The following is a 17,242-nucleotide window of genomic DNA, read 5'->3' as shown; positions in this document are numbered from 1 at the left end:
TGGAATACGGCGCGCAGCGGTCCGCAGGCGATCCACGGAACGGCGTTAACGTATTTCACCGCCGGTATGGCCGTGTTAGCGTGGTCCATCCTCGACAAATGGAGCTGTCATGACTGCCGAGATTCGCCTGTTTCCCTGCCTGTCCGACAATTTCGGCTATCTGATTCACGATCCGGTCACCAAGGCGACCGCCTCGATCGACGCACCGGAAGCTGGACCGATCATCAAGGCATTGCAGCGCGAGGGCTGGACGCTGACCGATATTCTCGTCACGCATCATCACATGGACCATGTCGGCGGCATCGCCGAACTCAAGGACAAGTACAACTGCCGCGTGGTGGCGCCGCACGACAAGGCCGCGGCGATTCCCCTTGTCGATGAGCGCGTCAAGGAAGGTGACACCGTCAAGGTCGGCAATCTTACCGCGCGCGTGCTCGAAACTCCGGGTCACACCCTCGATCATATCAGCTACGTGTTCGACGCCGATCGTGCGCTGTTCTGCGCCGACACCCTGTTCTCGATCGGCTGCGGCCGCGTTTTCGAGGGCAGCTATCCGATGATGTGGGAATCGCTGCTGAAGCTGCGCGCGCTGCCGAACGACATGCGCGTCTATTGCGGGCACGAGTACACCGCGTCCAACGTCAAATTCGCGCTGGGCATCGAGCCGAACAATCCGGCGCTGAAGGCCCGTGCCGAGGAAGTGGCGAAGCTGCGTGCCGCGAACCAGCCGACGGTTCCGACGCTGATCCGCGACGAGAAGGAGGCCAACACGTTCCTGCGCGCCGACGTTCCGTCCGTTGCAGCTGCCGTCGGCCTCGCGGGAAAAAGCCCGGCGGATGTTTTCGGCGAACTGCGCGAACGCAAGAACAAGGCGTGATGCACGACGTGCCCGCATTGACCGCCGATGACATCATCGCGCGCCTCGGCCTGAAGCCGCATCCCGAAGGCGGCTACTATCGCGAGACGTTTCGCGATTCGTGCTCCGTCGATGGCGGGCGGGCCGCGTCCACCGCGATCTACTTCCTGCTGACGCGAGGCCAGACATCGCACTGGCATCGCGTCGATGCCGTCGAGATCTGGCACTACCATGCCGGCGATCCGCTGATACTGCGGATCGCCGATGACGGCGGCGAGCGCGCCATCCTGCTTGGATCGGATCTCAATGCCGGCGAACAACCGCAAGCTGTTGTACCTGCTCATGCATGGCAGGCCGCGGAGAGCATCGGCGACTGGACGCTGGTCGGCTGTACTGTGGCGCCCGGATTTGACTTTGCAAAGTTTGAGCTCGCGCCGCCGGATTGGTCACCGGCTTAAGGGGATCGTTTGACGATCATGTCCTTCGCCGCGATCAATCCCCCGCCCGCGATCAGCGCGGCGGCGATGGCGAGCGTCGCTGTGGGCTTGGCAAACCCGGCAATGATCAGGAATGCGGTCGAGAGCAGCGGCGTGGCGTAGGACGCAGCGCCCAGCACGCGAATATCGCCGCGTTTCATCCCGATGTCCCAGACGAAAAACGCAATACCCACCGGCCCGATCCCGAGTGCCACGATGGCAAGCCATTGCGCTGTTGTTTCCGGCCAGACCGTCGTCTCAAGAGCAAAATGGCAGGCCGCAGCCAGCACTGCGGTGGCAAGGCAAAACCCGGCAACCGCGTCCGTTGGCACGGCCGCCAGCTTGCGCGACATCACCGAGTAGCCCGCCCACACGAAGGCCGCGACAAAGGCTGCGATGAATCCGGGAATATGCGCGGGATTTGGTGCCGATCCGCCGTTGCCTGCGAACAGCAGGATCGTCCCGGCGAAGCCCAGAACCGCACCGACGATATGATGCGGCGCCAGCCGCTCGCCCGGCAGCAACGACGAGAGCAGCACGATCAGGAGCGGCCAGAGATAATTCAGCAGTCCCGCTTCGGCCGGCGGGGCAAGTCGCAACGCCAGGAAGTACAGCGCGTGATAGCCAAACAATCCGCCGATGCCGACCAGCCACACCAGCAGCGGTTGGCGCAAGGCGCGGATCGCCGATGGCCGCCACAGCCAGGCCAACGGGCCGACGCAGGCACCGATGGCAAACGTCATGGCCAGCAACTGAAACGGCGGAACGCGGCCGGTCGCCACGGTCAGCGCGGCAAGCAGCGACCACATCACAATGGCAGCGAGGCCGACAAGAGTGGCGGTTGATGACGTCATCGCGGATCAATGCCATTCAATCCGCGATAACGCCACATCCAGAAAAGCGATTCCCGCTATTCGGGATCGCTCGCTTATTGCAGGTATTGTCCGCCGTTGATGGTCATCGTTGACCCCGTGACGAAGCCGGAGTCATCGGAGGCAAGGAATACCACGGCACGCGCGATTTCTTCAGGCTCGCCGAGACGGCTGACGGGAATCTGGGGAATGACATTCTTCTCGAGCACGTCCTTGGGCACGGCCTGCACCATTTCGGTGTTGATGTAGCCGGGGCAGATGGCGTTCACCGTGATACCCCCCCGCGCATTCTCGAGCGCCAGCGCCTTGGTGAATCCGATATCCCCGGCCTTCGCCGCCGAATAGTTGACCTGACCGAACTGGCCCTTCTGGCCGTTGATCGACGAGATGTTGATGATGCGCCCGAACTTGCGGCCGCGCATGCCCTCGATCACCTGCCGCGTCATATTGAACAGCGAACCGAGATTGGTGTTCATCACCGCATTCCACTGGTCGAGCGTCATCTTGTGGAAGGGCACGTCGCGGGTGATGCCGGCATTGTTGACGAGCACGTCGATCGGCCCGATCTCGGCCTCGACTTTCTTCACGCCGTCCGCGCACGCATCGAACGCACCGACGTCCCACTTGTAAACGGGGATTCCCGTCTCGGCCTTGAATTTCGCCGCGGCTTCGTCGTTGCCGGCGTAACTCGCCGCAACCTTGTAACCCGCAGCTTTCAACGCCTTGCTGATCGCAGCGCCGATGCCGCGCGTTCCGCCTGTTACCAATGCCACGCGTGCCATATCAGGTATCCCCTCCGCAGTTCACTGAAGTGTTTTTGGAAAACAAGTATTCAGGCCAATTGCGATAACAGCAAGAAAAAATGCCCGGCAACCTGCCGGGCATTTTGATTTTGTATTGTGCAGTGCGTTCAGAGAATTTTATCGTTCAACACACAATGCAATGCCCATGCCGCCGCCGATGCAAAGCGTCGCAAGGCCCTTCTTGGAATCGCGCTTCTGCATTTCATGCAGCAATGTCACAAGAACGCGCGCGCCGGACGCACCGATCGGATGACCGATGGCAATCGCCCCGCCGTTGACGTTGACCTTGGCGGGATCCCAGCCGATTTCCTTGTTCACGGCGGAGGCCTGCGCGGCGAAAGCCTCATTGGCCTCGATCAGATCGAGATCGCTGGCTTTCCAGCCTGCCTTTTTGAGCGCCGCACGGGATGCCGGGATCGGTCCGGTGCCCATGATGGACGGATCGACACCTGCCTGCGCCCACGAGACGATGCGTGCGAGCGGGGTCTTGCCTTCCTTGGCCGCCTGCTTTGCGGTCATCAGCACCAGCGCCGCGGCGCCGTCATTGATGCCCGACGCGTTACCGGCGGTCACCGAACCGTCTTTCTCAAAGGCTGGCTTCAGCTTGGCCATCGCATCCATCGATGCGCCATGACGCGGACCTTCGTCCGCTTCCACGACGATATCACCTTTGCGGGTCTTCACGGTGAACGGGACGATTTCATCCTTGAACTTGCCAGCCTTCTGTGCGGCCTCGGCCTTGTTCTGCGAACCGACGGCAAACTCATCCTGCTGCTGCCGGGTGATCTGGAATTGCCGCGCGACGTTTTCGGCGGTGTTGCCCATATGGTAGCCGTTGAAAGCGTCCCACAGGCCGTCCTTGATCATGGTGTCGACAAAATCGAGAGCACCCATTTTCACGCCAGCGCGCAAATGCTGTGCATGGGGCGACATGCTCATGGATTCCTGGCCACCGGCGACCACGATCTCGGAATCGCCGTTCATCAGCGCCTGATAGCCCAGTGCCACCGTGCGCAATCCCGAACCGCAGAGCATATTGACGCCCCAGGACGGGCTTTCCACGGGAATGCCGGCCTTCATGGCAGCCTGCCGGGCGGGGTTCTGCCCTTGAGCGGCGGTCAGAATCTGGCCCATGATGACTTCGGAAACGCGCGCTGGCTCAACACCGGCCCGCTCAAGCGCAGCCTTGATGGCGACTGCACCCAATTCGTGGGCCGGGGTGTTGGCGAACGCGCCGTTGAACGTGCCGACCGGGGTGCGGGCAGCGCTGACGATGACGACATCGTCGGACATGGGCATCTCCTGCTTTTTTGAAGTCGAAAAACGTGAGGGCGCGAGGGAAGCCGCCGCAAGGCTTAGGCTGGCTCTCGCACTATCCTGTTAACCTAGCCGTTTCGTGTCAACCAGCCAAAGGCATTCTGGCGGTTTGCTGGGCGGTTCCGGCTTCCTGCCCTGCCCTGACATTAACCGTCCTGCACAAAACGGTAGCCGTACCTTTCTGAAAGTGCTTAGTTTATTGCGATGCATTGTTTGCACTGCCCTCGGCAACGTTCGCCGGTTCCTCTTTACGCTAGGTACGTGTGACTCCATGGCAAAATCCGACCAGCCAATTACGATTAAAAAGTACGCCAATCGGCGCCTCTACAACACCGGCACCAGCACCTATGTGACGCTCGAAGACCTCGCCGCGATGGTGAAGGAAGGCGAAGACTTCCTCGTCTATGACGCGAAGACCGGTGACGACATCACCCGCTCTGTGCTCGCCCAGATCATCTTCGAACAGGAAAACAAGGCCGGTCAGAACCTCCTGCCGACCACGTTCCTACGCCAGTTGATCCGCTTCTACGGCGACAGCATGCAGATGGTGGTGCCGAAGTATCTCGAACAATCCATCGACACGCTGACCCGCGAGCAGGAAAAATTCCGCAAGCAGATGACGAACACGTTCAGCAACACGCCGTTCGCGCCGCTTGAGGAACACGTCCGCCGCAACATGGAAATGTTCGAGCGCACGTTCGCGATGTTCAAGCCGTTCGGGGCGCCGGTGCGGAATCAAACTCCCTCCGCCGAATCTCCGCCGACCGCGAACGAGGCCCCGGAGGCCGACATCGACGATCTCAAGCGCCAGATGAAAGAGATGCAGGATCGTCTCGAGCGGATGTCGAAGGAATCAGAGAGCAAGGGTTGACCGAAGCAGCCCTTGCAACCTGACGCGGCGGCAGGTTCTGCCGCCGATACGGTGATGTTAGTTGGCTGCCGCGGCCGGCTTTGCAACCATGGCCCAGGGCTTCGTCAGTGACGCCAATCCCGTCAGCCGCCCCTGAATGTAGTCGCAACCCCAGCCCTGCAACAGCTTGGCCGACTCTTCATCCTGCACCCATTCGGCGACCGTCTTAATACCGAGCCGGTGGGCGAGATCGATCAGGGTCTGCACGAAAGCCCGGTCATCCGATGATCGCGCGATGTTCTGCACGAACGCGCCATCGATCTTCACGATATCCACGCCGAGCTTGCGCAGGTTGCGGAATGACGTGTAACCCGCGCCGAAATCGTCGATCGCAATCCGGCTGCCGAAGTTTTTCAGCCGCGTCACGAAGCCGCGAACGTCGTCCAGATCCTGAATCGCAACGGTTTCCGTGATCTCGACGATCAGCCGCTCGGCGACCCCCGGATGCGCTCGCATCAGCGATTCGATGCTGGCCCACCAGTCCGGGTCCATCGTCGTATCAGGCGAAATGTTGAGGCTGAGCTGTGCGTGAGGCGCATCCGCGAGTTCTGCAACGACGAGTTCGAGCACCCGGTGATCGACAAGCCGGATCAGGCCGAGCTTCTCGGCGACGGGGACAATGTCCGGCGACAGCGAATACTCGCCGTCCTCCTGGCGCATCCGCACCAGACACTCGTGGAACGCCGGCTGCCGCGAAACCGTGGCCACAACCGGCTCGTAAGCCATCACAATACGGCGCTCATTGAGCGCCGTGACGATTTCATCGGTGACCCGGATGTTGACCCGGCGCTGGGCGTCACGTTCGACATTCGGACGCCAGACCATCAGCGAACCCCGGCGCCGCGCCTTGGCGAGATCGAGCGCCTCCTGGGTCCGGCTCATCGCCTCTTCGACAGTGCTGGCATGCCGGAGTGCGTTGATCGCGCCAATCGACGCGGTCAATGCCACCGGGCCGGAGCGCGTCGGCACGATTTCATTCCGAATTCCTGCAAGGAATCGCTCGGCGGCGACATGCATGTCGTCGACGGAACAGTTCTTCAGGATCAGGCCGAACTTGTTGCCGGAAAACCGGCCGAGCACATCGCCGCCGCGCAGCCGCGTACGAATGCGTTTCGCGACCTCGACGATAACTTCGTCGGCAACCTCATAGCCGAAAGCATCGTTGATCTGTGCAAGATGGTCGATGCCGACCAGCATGAATGCGAAGGATGAGCGGAAACGGCCGGCTTCTTCGATCGCCTCGGCCAGTGCGGCTATCAGACGTGTGCGATTGAATTCGCCGGTCAGCGGATCGTCCTGCGAAAGCTTCAGAAGCTGCTCGTCCCGGGCGTGGCGCTCGTTGTTGATGCGAACGATCCCCTGAGCGCGAGACGGCCGTCCATCGGCGCCGGCAAACCAGCGGCCGCATTCGTCGATCCAGAGCACCGGTGACGACGTGCTGGCGCGCACGCCGTATTCGATCTGGTACGGCACACCCTCGCCGCTGTCCGTGGCAGTGGAGTTCAGCACCGCGTCGTTGCGGATGGCGCGCAGCGGCTCGATCAGCTTCGCAAACTCGCTGGCCCTCGACAATGACAGTTGCGGAATATCGGCAAGCACAGCCGCGACGTTGTCGCTCCAGTGCAGGGTGTCGCCCGCGATGTCCCAGGAAAAACTGGCCTGCCCAAGGGTGGCGAGCAATTCGTTCCCGGCAGCGGGAAGAACCCTGTGCAAAAAGGGTGTCTCGCCGGGTGCAATCGCAGGTCCGGGATCCAGCGAAGCTTGGAACGTCGTAGCTTTCAAAGGTGCCTCGTTCCGAGACGGCGGGGTGATTCGACAACCAAGAGTAAATCGTCCGGCGCCCATCAGCCTAGGCCAACTTCCTGAACAATCCGACAAACCGCTTGATTATCAATGTCCAAAAGCAGGTAACCCGATGCCAACCACATCCGGCACGACCCTTGCGATGTCTTAGGAAGGAGGCGCTTTGAGTCCCAAAATGAGACAGGCACCCAAGCCATGATCGTATCCAGGATCGCAGCGACAACCGCACGAGGCGCGCAGGCGGAGCAGCCTGCTGCCGGCGCGTCCCCCGCCGCCGCGGAGCCTGTTTCCAGCCGGGCTCTGGTGCCGCTTGGGCGTCCAGCCCGGACGCCTCCGCTGCGCCCGGCACGCCCGGACGCATCCTTCGTGGCGCACCTGATTGCCATGGCCGAGCAGACGCCTCAGACACGCACCTTAAGGCGCGCGACTCCGGCGGACGCCCGCGCGGTCTATGACCGTGCCGCAGCACCACGTGCAAACTGTTACGGCAAAGCGCTGTCGCAGATCGCCTGAGACCGATCAGGGCTTCGGCGGCATGTTAACCGCGCCATCCGGCGTGGTGTCCGACACGAGATCACTGACATTCCAGTCCAAAACCTTGCGATCCGCCGCCGGAGTGACGCCGTTGGAATTGCGGATCACAGCCAAGGTCGGCACCGGCTTTGGTGAGGTTTCGGGTTCGGCCGGGTGCGACGGAGAGAATGCAGGTTCAACCGGTTTCACATCCCGATGCGGCGGGTCGAAAGCCGGCTCGGCGGGCGCGAGATTAGCTGGTGCAGGACTGGCCGGGACGGGTGCAGGCTCGGCGGCCGCAGGCACGGCAACCGGCACACGCCGCTGCCGGTTGCGGAAGCCGATCGAGATCCCGGCGAAAAACTCCACGACCATCAGCACGGTCAGCAGGAAGAATGTCGACGTACCGAACTGCGGAAGCAGCAGAAACTCCGCAACCGCAGCGCCGGACACGATCAGCGACAGTAAGTGGTCCGTCAGATAGCGCGCGCCGGGACGCGCAGCCTTGATGACTTCAAACATCAGGAGAAGCGCGGCAAGCGCCAGCAGCGCGTCACCGAATGTCGGCGCCCACTGCACGCCCGACATCAACGGGACAGTCGTGACCGGCGCGGTGAACGCCACGCCCGGCATCAGGAACACGAAGATGTTGTAGATCGCGAACGGAATCAGAAGCAGCGGAAAACCGATCATCGTCGGCAGGCTCTCTCTGAAAAAGTATCCTGTGATGCACTGGTCATCACATGCGTCTGTGGCGTTCTTATGAAGCCGCGTTCGCGCGCCTCCGCCAGCATCGCGGGCAAGCGCGCTGCCTGAAATGCAGCGCGCTGCGATCCGGACGTTAGTCCTTCTTGACCTTCAGGACCTGACGGCCCTTGTACATGCCGGTCTTGAGATCGAGGTGATGCGGACGGCGAAGTTCGCCCGAATCCTTGTCCTCGACATAAGTCGGCTTCTTGAGCGCGTCCGCCGAGCGGCGCATGCCGCGGCGCGACGGCGATGTTTTCCTGCGTGGAACGGCCATGGGATCGTCGTCCTCTAAATCAAGGCTCACCCGCCGGGCGGGGGCTCTCCAGAATTCGGATTGAGGCCGCGCTTATAGAGGAAGGCCGCCGCGAAAGCTAGACCGGATAGGTCGAGAAAATGGGTCAAAAAGGCCCAAAATCAGCGATTTCGCTCCCAGCAGTCGGAGATTTCGGCTGATTGGGCCCGCACCACGTAGGTCCCCGCCATCCGCCGTACGCCCGGCCCCGGATTCCGGGCACTTCTGGTGACCGGATTGGGCAGGATCGAGGCTAAAAGGGCTGCCTCACGGGCCGAAAGCGCCGCCGCCGGGCGGCCGAACGCGTAATTTGCGCCCGCTTCGGCTCCGAACTGGCCGTCAGGCCCGAGCTCAGCCACATTCAGGTAAAGCTCCAGAATGCGCTTCTTCGACAACACCAGATCGATCCACATCGCCAGCGGGAACTCGAGCGCCTTGCGCACCACACTTCGGCCCGGCCAGAGGAACAGGTTTTTTGCCACCTGCTGTGTGATGGTCGATCCCCCGCGGGCGACCTCACCGTCCTGTGCGTCCTCAATAATGTTCCGGACAGAATCCCAGTCGATGCCGTGATGAAAACAGAATTTGGCATCCTCGGCGGCCACCACGGAACGCGGCAGAGCCTCGGACATGTCGTCAAGATCGACCCACTTGCGGGTGACGGTTTCACCTGTGAGATAGCGCCCGATCATCAGTGTGGAGACGGGATGCCCGCTGCTGTAGAGCGGGGTCAGCACATAGGGCAAAAGCACCAGCCCCAGCACTACCAGCACAACTAAACGGATCAGTCGCCGCATACGGGCTACAGCCCTTCGACGCTGACGAGACGGGCCGAACTGCATTCGTCCCGAATATGCTTAAGGCCCTGATACACCGGCCCCTCATAGAAACTCTCGAACGCCGCCACGGATGGAAATTTGAGAATCACGATACGGCGTGGATTCCAGTCACCTTCGTGAACCTTGTGCGCACCACCGCGGGCCAGATACCGCCCTCCTGCTGCCTCAAGTGCCGGTTTCACCTGGCTCATGAAGCTCTGGTATCGCTCACCGTCGCGAATCTCGACATCGAAAATGACATAGGCAGGCATGGGCGCTCCTGTCTGGAGATCGGCCGGGTCAGATCCGTTTAGCTAACAGAAACCAGCGCCTATGCTCTAGCCAAATCCCGGGCAGGATTAGGCTTTGCGGAATTGACGCGGGCGATGCCATAACCGATTGTCCGCCGAAATTTGCGTTCGCCTGACGTTCTCTTGGAGTTTTTGATGACCACCGGCACTTCACCACAGGATTTCATGAAACGGCTGGACGCCACGGCGGCCGACACCGAGGCGCTGTTGACGCGCCTTCTGTCCGACGCGCCGCTGTCAGGCGAAATCGTGCGCCCGCATCGGCTGATGGAAGCGATGCGCTATTCGAGCCTCAATGGCGGCAAGCGGCTGCGCCCGTTTCTGGTGGTGGAAAGCGCTGCGGTGTTCGGCGTGCCGCGCGACGCCGCGCTGCTGGCCGGCGCCGCGCTCGAATGCATCCACTGTTACTCGCTGATCCATGACGACCTTCCGTCGATGGACAACAGCGATCTGCGGCGCGGGCGCCCGACCTCGCACAAGAAGTTCGATGACGCCACCGCGATCCTCGCGGGCGACGGGCTTCTGACCATCGCGTTCGACATCATCACCCGTGACGAGGTTCACAAGGACCCGACGGTGCGCCTGCTGCTGACCCGTGCGCTCGCGCGCGCCGCCGGTGTCGGCGGCATGGTGGGCGGACAGATCATGGATCTCGCCGGCGAAGGCCGCTTCGGCGATCCCGAGCCGCCGGATGTCGCCAAGCTGCAGCAAATGAAAACCGGCGCACTGCTCAAGTATGGCTGCATCGCGGGTGCACTGCTCGGCCAGGCTCCGAAGGACCAGTACGACGCGCTCGACACCTATGGTCACGCGCTCGGTGAAGCGTTCCAGATCGCCGACGATCTTCTGGACGTCGAAGGCGATGCCGCCGCGCTCGGCAAGCCCGCCGGACAGGATGCCGCGGCCGGCAAAACCACATTCGTCACGCTGCTCGGCATCGATGGCGCCAAGGCGCGCGTGCGCGACCTGCTGAAGCAGGCCGATGCCGCGCTCGCTCCGTTCGGCGCGAAAGGCGATGTCCTGCGCGCGACCTCGCGCTTCGTCGCAGAGCGGCAGAACTAGAAGGACACACCAGCATGCCAGGCAAGAAGGACGGCGATCCGTATCTTCTTCGCCTCAAAGGCATGCCAAAGCCGCTCCGCATCATCTACGGACGCCCGCGCACGTTCATCGCGCTGGCGATCGGTCTTGCATCGCTCCTGATCACGCCAATGTCGTGGCGGCCCGCGAGCCGGCTTCTCGTGGCATGGGATATCTTTGTCGCGATCTACATGATCCTCGCCTACGTGACGGTGTTCACGTGCGACACGGCGCATATCCGCCGTCAGGCGGCGATCCAGGACGACGGGCGCTTCTTCATCCTCGCCATGACCGGCCTCGGCGCCTTTGCGAGCATCGCCGCCATCGTCATGGAGCTTGCCATCAAGCCGCAGGGAGCTCCGCAGCTCGTGCTCGCGGCCGTGACCATCGTGCTCTCGTGGGCAATGATCCACACGACATTTGCGCTGCATTACGCCCACGACTTTTATCGCAGCGCCAAGACCGGCGGACTTTCGTTTCCGGGCGGCGAAGATCCTGATTACTGGGACTTCGTCTACTTCTCTTTCGTGATCGGCATGACGGCCCAGGTGTCGGATGTCGGCATCACCGACAAGATCATCCGCCGGACCGCAACGGCCCACGGCGTCGTCTCCTTTATCTTCAATACCGCGCTGGTGGCCCTGATGGTCAATATCGCGGCCAGCGCGATATGATCCTTCGATGATAACTGGTTTTCTGACCTTCCTTCTGATACTCGCCGCGCTCGGCGTTTCCGCGACGCTCGCGAAACGGCTTGCCATTGCGCCGGCTATTGTCTTTCTGATTGTCGGCATCATCCTGGCGTTCCTGCCCGGATTTCCGCGCATCGAACTGAAGCCGGAAGGCGTCCTGCTGCTGGTGCTGCCGCCGCTGATTTATTCATCCGGCGTGGCGATGAGCTGGCGCGAATTCAGGGCCAACCTCCGCCCGATTGGCGCGCTGGCGATCGGCTGCGTGATCTTCACGACGGTGCTGGTTGCCGCGGCCGCGCATTATGCGCTTGGGCTGCCGTGGAGCGTCGGATTCGTCCTCGGCGCGATCGTGTCGCCGCCGGACGTGGTCGCGCCACTTGCCATCGCCAGACGGTTGAAGCTGCCCCATCGCATTCTCGTCATCCTCGAAGGCGAAGGACTCGCAAACGACGCCACCGCGCTCATCCTGTACCGGTTTGCGGTGCTTGCCGTCAGCACAGGCGCGTTCTCGCTGCCGCCCGCGGCAGGAACGTTCGTTGCGATCATCGTCTGCGAAATCATGTTCGGCATTCTGGTCGGCTGGCTCAGCCTGCGCTTGCGGCAATGGGCACACGACCCACGCGTCGAGATTTCATTGTCGCTGCTGACCCCCTATCTCGCTTTCTGGGTCCCGGAGCATCTCGGCGGCTCGGGCGTCATCGCCACCGTCGTGACTGGACTCTATGTGAGCTGGAACGGACCGCTGCTGATCTCATCGAAAACCCGATTGCAGGGCATCTTCTTCTGGGACTTCGTGATCTGGCTGATCGAGGGCGTGCTGTTCCTGATGATCGGATTCCAGTTGCGGCTCCTGATGGAGAAATCAAAGGCGGTGCCGGTAGGCGAAATCCTTGTCGCTATCGGCATCGTTTGCGCGATTGTCGTGCTGGCCCGGTTCCTCTGGGTCTTTCCCGGCTCTTACCTGCCGCGCCTCGCCAGCAAGAGGATCGCGGCGCGCGAAGAGAAGCCGTCGTGGAAATATGTCGTCGTCATCGGCTTCACCGGCATTCGCGGCGTGGTGTCACTTGCCGTTGCGCTGGCTTTGCCGCTGACGCTGCCGAACGGACAGGACTTCCCGTATCGCGATCTCATCCTGCTCATCACCTTCGGCGTGATCGTCTTCACGCTGATCGGGATCGGATTGGCCCTTCCGATCCTGGTCAAGCTTCTTGGCCTGTCCGAGCATGGACAACTAGAAGCGATCCGCGAACGGGAAGCGGAGATCGCTGCGCGGCGTGAAATTCTTGAATCGGCCCGCGGGTCCCTCGACCGGATCATCAAGGAGCGCAATCTGCCCGAAGGGCTCGCAAGATTCCTCGAAGCCCGTCACGAAACGCGCATGCGCGCGCTGCCGGAGCCTCCGAGGGAAGAAGGCCAGTTCACGCCGGCGACTCAGGGCGCCTCGCTGGTCCGGGAGATCATCACGATCGAGCGGACGTGCCTTCACAGGCTGCTGCGTGAGGGAAAGATCACCGACGAGACGCGCCGGCGTATCGAGCGCGATCTCGATCTCGAGGAAGCTGTCGTCGACAACCGTGAAAAAAACGGCCCGCTGTAACAGCGGGCCGCCATGCGTCGCGCGATGCGCGCTAAAACTATTCCGCCGCAGTAACGGCCGGAGCCTTGGCGCCTGCACCGCCGTAGCGCTGCTCGATGTAGTCGATCACCAGCGCCTTGAAGTCGGCAGCGATGGTCGGCCCGCGCAGCGTGCGGAACTTCTCGCCATCGACGAACACCGGCGCCGCCGGCGTTTCACCGGTGCCCGGCAGCGAGATGCCGATATCGGCATGCTTGGATTCGCCGGGGCCGTTCACGATGCAGCCCATCACCGCGACGTTGAGCTGCTCAACGCCCGGATAGCGCGTCTTCCACTCCGGCATTTCCTCAACGATGAAGCTCTGGATGTCCCGCGCCAGTTCCTGGAATACCGTCGAGGTCGTGCGGCCGCAGCCGGGGCACGCCGCCACCAGGGGCACGAAGGTGCGGAAGCCCATGGTCTGCAGGATTTCCTGACCGACCTTCACTTCCAGCGTGCGGTCGCCGCCCGGCTCGGGGGTCAGCGAGACGCGGATGGTGTCGCCGATGCCGTCCTGAAGCAGAATGCCGAGCGCTGCCGACGATGCGACGATGCCCTTCGAGCCCATGCCGGCCTCGGTCAGTCCGAGATGGATGGCGTAGTCAGAACGCGCCGCCAGTTCGCGATAGACCGCGATCAGATCCTGCACGTTGGACACCTTGGCCGACAGGATCATGCGGTTCTTCGGCAGTCCGATTTCCTCGGCGCGCTTTGCAGACAGCAGCGCCGACTGCACCATCGCCTCGCGCGTCACCGCGCGGGCATCGATCGGGTCGGGTGACTTGGCGTTCTCTTCCATCAGCTTGGTCAGCAATTCCTGATCGAGCGAACCCCAGTTCGCGCCGATCCGGATGGTCTTGCCGTGCTTGAGCGCCATTTCCACGATGTCGGTGAACTGCGTGTCGCGCTTGTTCTTGAAGCCAACGTTGCCGGGATTGATGCGGTACTTCGACAGCGCCGCGGCGCAGGCCGGATGATCGGCCAGCAGCTTGTGGCCGATGTAATGGAAGTCGCCGATCAGCGGCACATCGACGCCGAGCTTGTCGAGTTTCTCGCGGATGTGCGGGACGGCAGCAGCGGCTTCGTCACGATCCACCGTGATGCGCACCATTTCAGAGCCGGCGCGCGCAAGCGCTGCGACCTGCTTGACGGTGCCCTCGATGTCCGCGGTGTCGGTGTTGGTCATCGACTGCACCACGATCGGTGCGCCGCCCCCGACCTTGACGTTGCCGACTGTCACCTGAACCGTCCGATGGCGCCCCTTGGGGCCGGCCTGGATTTCCTTGGTCCGCTCTTTCAGATCGCTCACGTGAAAATCTCTTTGCGCTCAGGTGTCGTTTTCGGTGGCCGGAAGCAGGGGGTTCCCCGCCGGTTCGCCGGGGCGGTTTACCAGATATAGGCCCGCCATGACCAGAAGGGCAGCCCCCGCAAACGCCAATGTCAGGGTGTCGTGCATCACGAAATAGCCCCCAATGACCCCAAACAAAGGCGTCATAAAGGTAAATGACGACAGTTTGCTCGCCGAATAGGTTTTGACCAGAGAGACCCAGATCAGGAATGTGATCCCAACGATCCAGATCGTTTGATAGGCCATCAATCCCAGGGCCAGCGGCCCCGGCATGTGGCTGATGCTCTCTCCCGAGATCGCTGCCCCGAGCGCCAGAATCGGGACCGAGATTGCCACCTGATAGGCCAGGGTCTTTTCGGCGGGAGCGTGCAACAGCGGCGTCGCCTTCACGACCAGCGTGGTGACGGCCCAGAGAATGCCGCCGCCCATCACCAGCAGGTCTCCCATAATCACCTTGGCATCCACCGACGGCTGCGGCACCCCGATGGCCAGCGCCACGCCCACAAAGGAAAGTGCAAGACCGCCCCATTGCAGCCTGCTCAAGGATTCGCCGAGGTAGCGTTTCGATCCGAGCGCAACGACGAACGGCGCGATGTAGAGAAACACCACCGCGCGGGAAGCCGTGGTGTAGACCAGCCCCCGATAGATCAGGATGAACTCGACGCCAAAGAAAATTCCGGCAAGCACGCCCGCCTTGAGAGTGCCATCACGGCGGAACAGCGGCACGCCGCGAAACCATGCCACCATGAGAATGATGATCAGGCCGCCTGCGGAACGGATCGTGGCCTGCAACAGCGGCGGGATATCCGGCAGCGCAAGCTTGACCGTGATCTGATTGAAGCCCCAGCTCAGGCACAACATCACCATCAGGGCGATAGCCGTCGCGTTCAACGGACGCCCCGCTGGCACAACCTTCAAATTGTCTGATGGCATGGCACCCCGTGTCCGGCTTACCGCCGTGTTGTTCTGATTTATGCAGTCCGTTGACAATGTGCGCAGGTGCCGGTGATTTCCACCACCGATAATTTTGGTGCGAAGCCCGTACCGCGCGCAGCTTCGTTGAAACTTTGTGCAAGCGGCGCGGCCGGAATCTCGCCGACCGATCCGCATGTCTCGCAGATCAGGAACGCCACCACCGCCGTCTCGTCGTGATTGTGCGCGCAGGCCAGAAACGCGTTGCGGCTTTCGATGCGGTGAACGAGACCGTTCTCCATCAGAAAATCCAGTGCGCGATAGACCGTGATCGGCGCCGGGCGCGGCATGGTCTTGGCGAGTTCATCGATCACTTCATATGCACCGAGCGGCCGATGGCTCGATAGCAACGCGCCCAAAACCTGCCGCCGGATCGGCGTGAACTTCTGGCCGCGTCCCGTGCAAACCTTTTCGGCATGCGAGAACGCATCCTCGGCGCAACGGCCGTGGTCATGGTTTGGGTCAGGAAAAACCGGCTTCGCGTGTTTCATTCGCCCAATATGTAGTGCGGTTAGGGTGATTCCGCTCATAATTTCAGCGGCATAAGTTGACACAAGATTTTGCAGCGCATCATTTTTATTGCATTGCATCATAAAAGCCCCAAATCATCGGCATACAAAGGAACTCCGCGGGTCTCCAGGGAACCCAATAACTGAACCATTTCAGAGAGAAAGAGCTCATGGCGACCACTCTCAAGACCTATCTCGACAATCTGACGCCCTGGAACTTTTCCGGCGTGCGCAAGGCAAGCGCCGCCAAGAAAATCAATCTGGCGCTTCAGGGCGGGGGATCGCACGGTGCCTTCACCTGGGGGGTGCTGGATCAGTTTCTCGCCGACGGACGGCTGGAAATCACCGGCATCTCCGGTGCGTCGGCGGGCGCCCTGAATGCAGTGATGGTCGCGGACGGCCTCACCCGAGGCGGCCCTGAAGAAGCGCGCAAGCGCCTCGCCGAATTCTGGCGCGCGACCAGCACCGGCGGCGATCTTCCCCCGGTCCAGCGCGCGATGACCGACCGGATGTTTTCATTGATGCCGTTCGCAGCCACACCGATGCAGAACTGGTTCGAGGCGATGGCACGCTACTTCTCGCCCTACGAGCTGAATCCCCTCAACATCAATCCGCTCAGCCAGCTGATTGAACGCTTCGTCGATTTCGATGCGCTGCGCGCCAACACCGACCTTGCGCTCTACATCTCCGCCACCAACGTTCACACCGGCCGGCTGCGCATTTTCGCAAACGAGAAAATCACCGCCGACGTGGTGATGGCGTCCGCAGCACTGCCTTTCATGTTTCGCGCGGTCGAGATCGACGGCGTGCCGTATTGGGATGGCGGCTACATGGGCAATCCCGCTATCTTTCCGTTCCTGCAGGCAACCGACGCCGAAGACGTGCTGGTGGTGCAGATCAATCCGGTGTCGCGCGACACCACGCCAAAGACATCCGGTGAGATCATCAACCGGCTGAACGAAATCACCTTCAACTCGGCGCTGATCTCCGAATTGCGCACGATGGATTTCGTCAACCAGCTGATCGACGACGGCCGGTTGCCGCGGGGCACGGGCAAGGATCAGTACCGCCGGCTCAACATCCATCGCATCGATCTTGGCGGTCTCGGCACGCGCCTCGCCGCCTCCAGCAAGATGAAAACCGACTACGATTTCTTTGAATTGCTGCACCGCGCGGGCATGCGCGCCGCCAAGAAGTTTCTCGACAATCATTTCGACGATATCGGCCGCCGGAGCACGATCGATCTCGCCGCCGAATCCGGCGTGGAATGGGCGTAACCGCGATGAAGTATGTCGAGGCCCGCAC

The 17,242-nt window shown here is 61.9% G+C and carries 19 protein-coding genes; 8 read left to right on the top strand and 11 right to left on the bottom strand.

Going from position 1 to position 17,242, the window contains the following annotated elements; translation table 11 throughout:
• The first annotated feature begins 109 nt into the window (after nt 1-109).
• Together gloB and I554_RS0109400 are read left to right on the top strand one after the other, a co-directional pair.
• Nucleotides 110-877 carry a hydroxyacylglutathione hydrolase gene (gloB, locus tag I554_RS0109405; RefSeq protein WP_024575521.1) on the top strand — a complete coding sequence of 256 codons (768 nt, stop codon included), beginning with the start codon at nt 110-112 and terminating at the stop codon, nt 875-877.
• Nucleotides 877-1,314 (top strand): cupin domain-containing protein, encoded by a 438-nt coding sequence (locus I554_RS0109400; RefSeq protein WP_024575522.1) that lies wholly within the window; start codon nt 877-879, stop codon nt 1,312-1,314. Before gloB ends, I554_RS0109400 begins: the two co-directional genes overlap by 1 nt.
• On the opposite strand, the gene I554_RS0109395 is transcribed toward I554_RS0109400, so the two are convergent.
• The 3 genes from I554_RS0109395 to I554_RS0109385 all read right to left on the bottom strand — a co-directional run bounded on the left by I554_RS0109395 (nt 1,311) and on the right by I554_RS0109385 (nt 4,300).
• On the bottom strand, nt 1,311-2,186 hold the full coding sequence (locus I554_RS0109395; RefSeq protein WP_024575523.1) for an EamA family transporter: 876 nt from the start codon (nt 2,184-2,186) through the stop codon (nt 1,311-1,313). The two genes, I554_RS0109400 and I554_RS0109395, sit on opposite strands and share 4 nt — an antisense overlap.
• 74 nt (nt 2,187-2,260) lie before the next feature.
• Nucleotides 2,261-2,986: an acetoacetyl-CoA reductase gene (gene phbB / locus I554_RS0109390; protein WP_024575524.1), complete on the bottom strand. Its 726-nt coding sequence runs from the start codon at nt 2,984-2,986 to the stop codon at nt 2,261-2,263.
• 138 nt (nt 2,987-3,124) lie between these two features.
• Nucleotides 3,125-4,300 (bottom strand): acetyl-CoA C-acetyltransferase, encoded by a 1,176-nt coding sequence (locus I554_RS0109385; protein ID WP_024575525.1) that lies wholly within the window; start codon nt 4,298-4,300, stop codon nt 3,125-3,127.
• Nucleotides 4,301-4,595: 295 nt separating this feature from the next.
• Between I554_RS0109385 and phaR the strand changes: the two genes are divergently transcribed.
• Nucleotides 4,596-5,195 carry a polyhydroxyalkanoate synthesis repressor PhaR gene (gene phaR, locus I554_RS0109380; RefSeq protein ID WP_024575526.1) on the top strand — a complete coding sequence of 200 codons (600 nt, stop codon included), beginning with the start codon at nt 4,596-4,598 and terminating at the stop codon, nt 5,193-5,195.
• Nucleotides 5,196-5,252: 57 nt separating this feature from the next.
• Here the strand turns inward: phaR and I554_RS0109375 are convergent, their stop codons facing one another.
• Nucleotides 5,253-6,947, bottom strand: a complete 1,695-nt coding sequence (locus I554_RS0109375; protein WP_024575527.1) for a bifunctional diguanylate cyclase/phosphodiesterase — start codon at nt 6,945-6,947, stop codon at nt 5,253-5,255.
• Between the two features lie 285 nt (nt 6,948-7,232).
• Between I554_RS0109375 and I554_RS0109370 the strand changes: the two genes are divergently transcribed.
• Nucleotides 7,233-7,550, top strand: a complete 318-nt coding sequence (locus I554_RS0109370; protein WP_029659726.1) for a hypothetical protein — start codon at nt 7,233-7,235, stop codon at nt 7,548-7,550.
• 6 nt (nt 7,551-7,556) lie between these two features.
• On the opposite strand, the gene I554_RS0109365 is transcribed toward I554_RS0109370, so the two are convergent.
• The 4 genes from I554_RS0109365 to I554_RS0109350 all read right to left on the bottom strand — a co-directional run bounded on the left by I554_RS0109365 (nt 7,557) and on the right by I554_RS0109350 (nt 9,682).
• The gene (locus I554_RS0109365; RefSeq protein ID WP_024575529.1) at nt 7,557-8,243 is read right to left on the bottom strand and encodes a hypothetical protein; all 687 of its coding nucleotides are present in this window, start codon (nt 8,241-8,243) and stop codon (nt 7,557-7,559) included.
• Nucleotides 8,244-8,391: 148 nt separating this feature from the next.
• The gene (gene rpmF, locus I554_RS0109360) at nt 8,392-8,574 is read right to left on the bottom strand and encodes a 50S ribosomal protein L32 (protein WP_002713690.1); all 183 of its coding nucleotides are present in this window, start codon (nt 8,572-8,574) and stop codon (nt 8,392-8,394) included.
• Nucleotides 8,575-8,714: 140 nt separating this feature from the next.
• Nucleotides 8,715-9,389 (bottom strand): monofunctional biosynthetic peptidoglycan transglycosylase, encoded by a 675-nt coding sequence (mtgA, locus tag I554_RS0109355; RefSeq protein WP_024575530.1) that lies wholly within the window; start codon nt 9,387-9,389, stop codon nt 8,715-8,717.
• Between the two features lie 5 nt (nt 9,390-9,394).
• Nucleotides 9,395-9,682 (bottom strand): DUF1330 domain-containing protein, encoded by a 288-nt coding sequence (locus tag I554_RS0109350; protein ID WP_024575531.1) that lies wholly within the window; start codon nt 9,680-9,682, stop codon nt 9,395-9,397.
• Nucleotides 9,683-9,856: 174 nt separating this feature from the next.
• Here I554_RS0109350 and I554_RS0109345 point away from each other — a divergent pair, with 174 nt between their 5' ends.
• Genes I554_RS0109345 through I554_RS0109335 form a run of 3 tightly spaced genes read left to right on the top strand, consistent with a single transcriptional unit; the run spans nt 9,857 to nt 13,090 of the window.
• Nucleotides 9,857-10,783, top strand: a complete 927-nt coding sequence (locus I554_RS0109345) for a polyprenyl synthetase family protein (RefSeq protein ID WP_024575532.1) — start codon at nt 9,857-9,859, stop codon at nt 10,781-10,783.
• Nucleotides 10,784-10,797: 14 nt separating this feature from the next.
• Nucleotides 10,798-11,475 carry a DUF1345 domain-containing protein gene (locus tag I554_RS0109340; RefSeq protein WP_024575533.1) on the top strand — a complete coding sequence of 226 codons (678 nt, stop codon included), beginning with the start codon at nt 10,798-10,800 and terminating at the stop codon, nt 11,473-11,475.
• 7 nt (nt 11,476-11,482) lie between these two features.
• Nucleotides 11,483-13,090: a Na+/H+ antiporter gene (locus tag I554_RS0109335; protein ID WP_024575534.1), complete on the top strand. Its 1,608-nt coding sequence runs from the start codon at nt 11,483-11,485 to the stop codon at nt 13,088-13,090.
• Nucleotides 13,091-13,127: 37 nt separating this feature from the next.
• Here the strand turns inward: I554_RS0109335 and ispG are convergent, their stop codons facing one another.
• The 3 genes from ispG to I554_RS0109320 are packed head-to-tail and all read right to left on the bottom strand — an operon-like array spanning nt 13,128 to nt 15,919.
• On the bottom strand, nt 13,128-14,417 hold the full coding sequence (gene ispG, locus I554_RS0109330; protein ID WP_024575535.1) for a flavodoxin-dependent (E)-4-hydroxy-3-methylbut-2-enyl-diphosphate synthase: 1,290 nt from the start codon (nt 14,415-14,417) through the stop codon (nt 13,128-13,130).
• Nucleotides 14,418-14,435: 18 nt separating this feature from the next.
• Nucleotides 14,436-15,389: a DMT family transporter gene (locus I554_RS0109325; RefSeq protein WP_024575536.1), complete on the bottom strand. Its 954-nt coding sequence runs from the start codon at nt 15,387-15,389 to the stop codon at nt 14,436-14,438.
• Between the two features lie 38 nt (nt 15,390-15,427).
• Nucleotides 15,428-15,919 carry a Fur family transcriptional regulator gene (locus tag I554_RS0109320; protein ID WP_024575537.1) on the bottom strand — a complete coding sequence of 164 codons (492 nt, stop codon included), beginning with the start codon at nt 15,917-15,919 and terminating at the stop codon, nt 15,428-15,430.
• A gap of 188 nt (nt 15,920-16,107) precedes the next feature.
• Between I554_RS0109320 and I554_RS0109315 the strand changes: the two genes are divergently transcribed.
• Nucleotides 16,108-17,214: a patatin-like phospholipase family protein gene (locus I554_RS0109315; protein ID WP_024575538.1), complete on the top strand. Its 1,107-nt coding sequence runs from the start codon at nt 16,108-16,110 to the stop codon at nt 17,212-17,214.
• Nucleotides 17,215-17,242: the final 28 nt, after the last annotated feature.

Origin of the sequence: Afipia sp. OHSU_II-C1 (assembly GCF_000497575.1) — a bacterium.
Classification (GTDB): domain Bacteria; phylum Pseudomonadota; class Alphaproteobacteria; order Rhizobiales; family Xanthobacteraceae; genus Afipia.
This window is presented reverse-complemented; position numbering and strand designations above follow the sequence as displayed.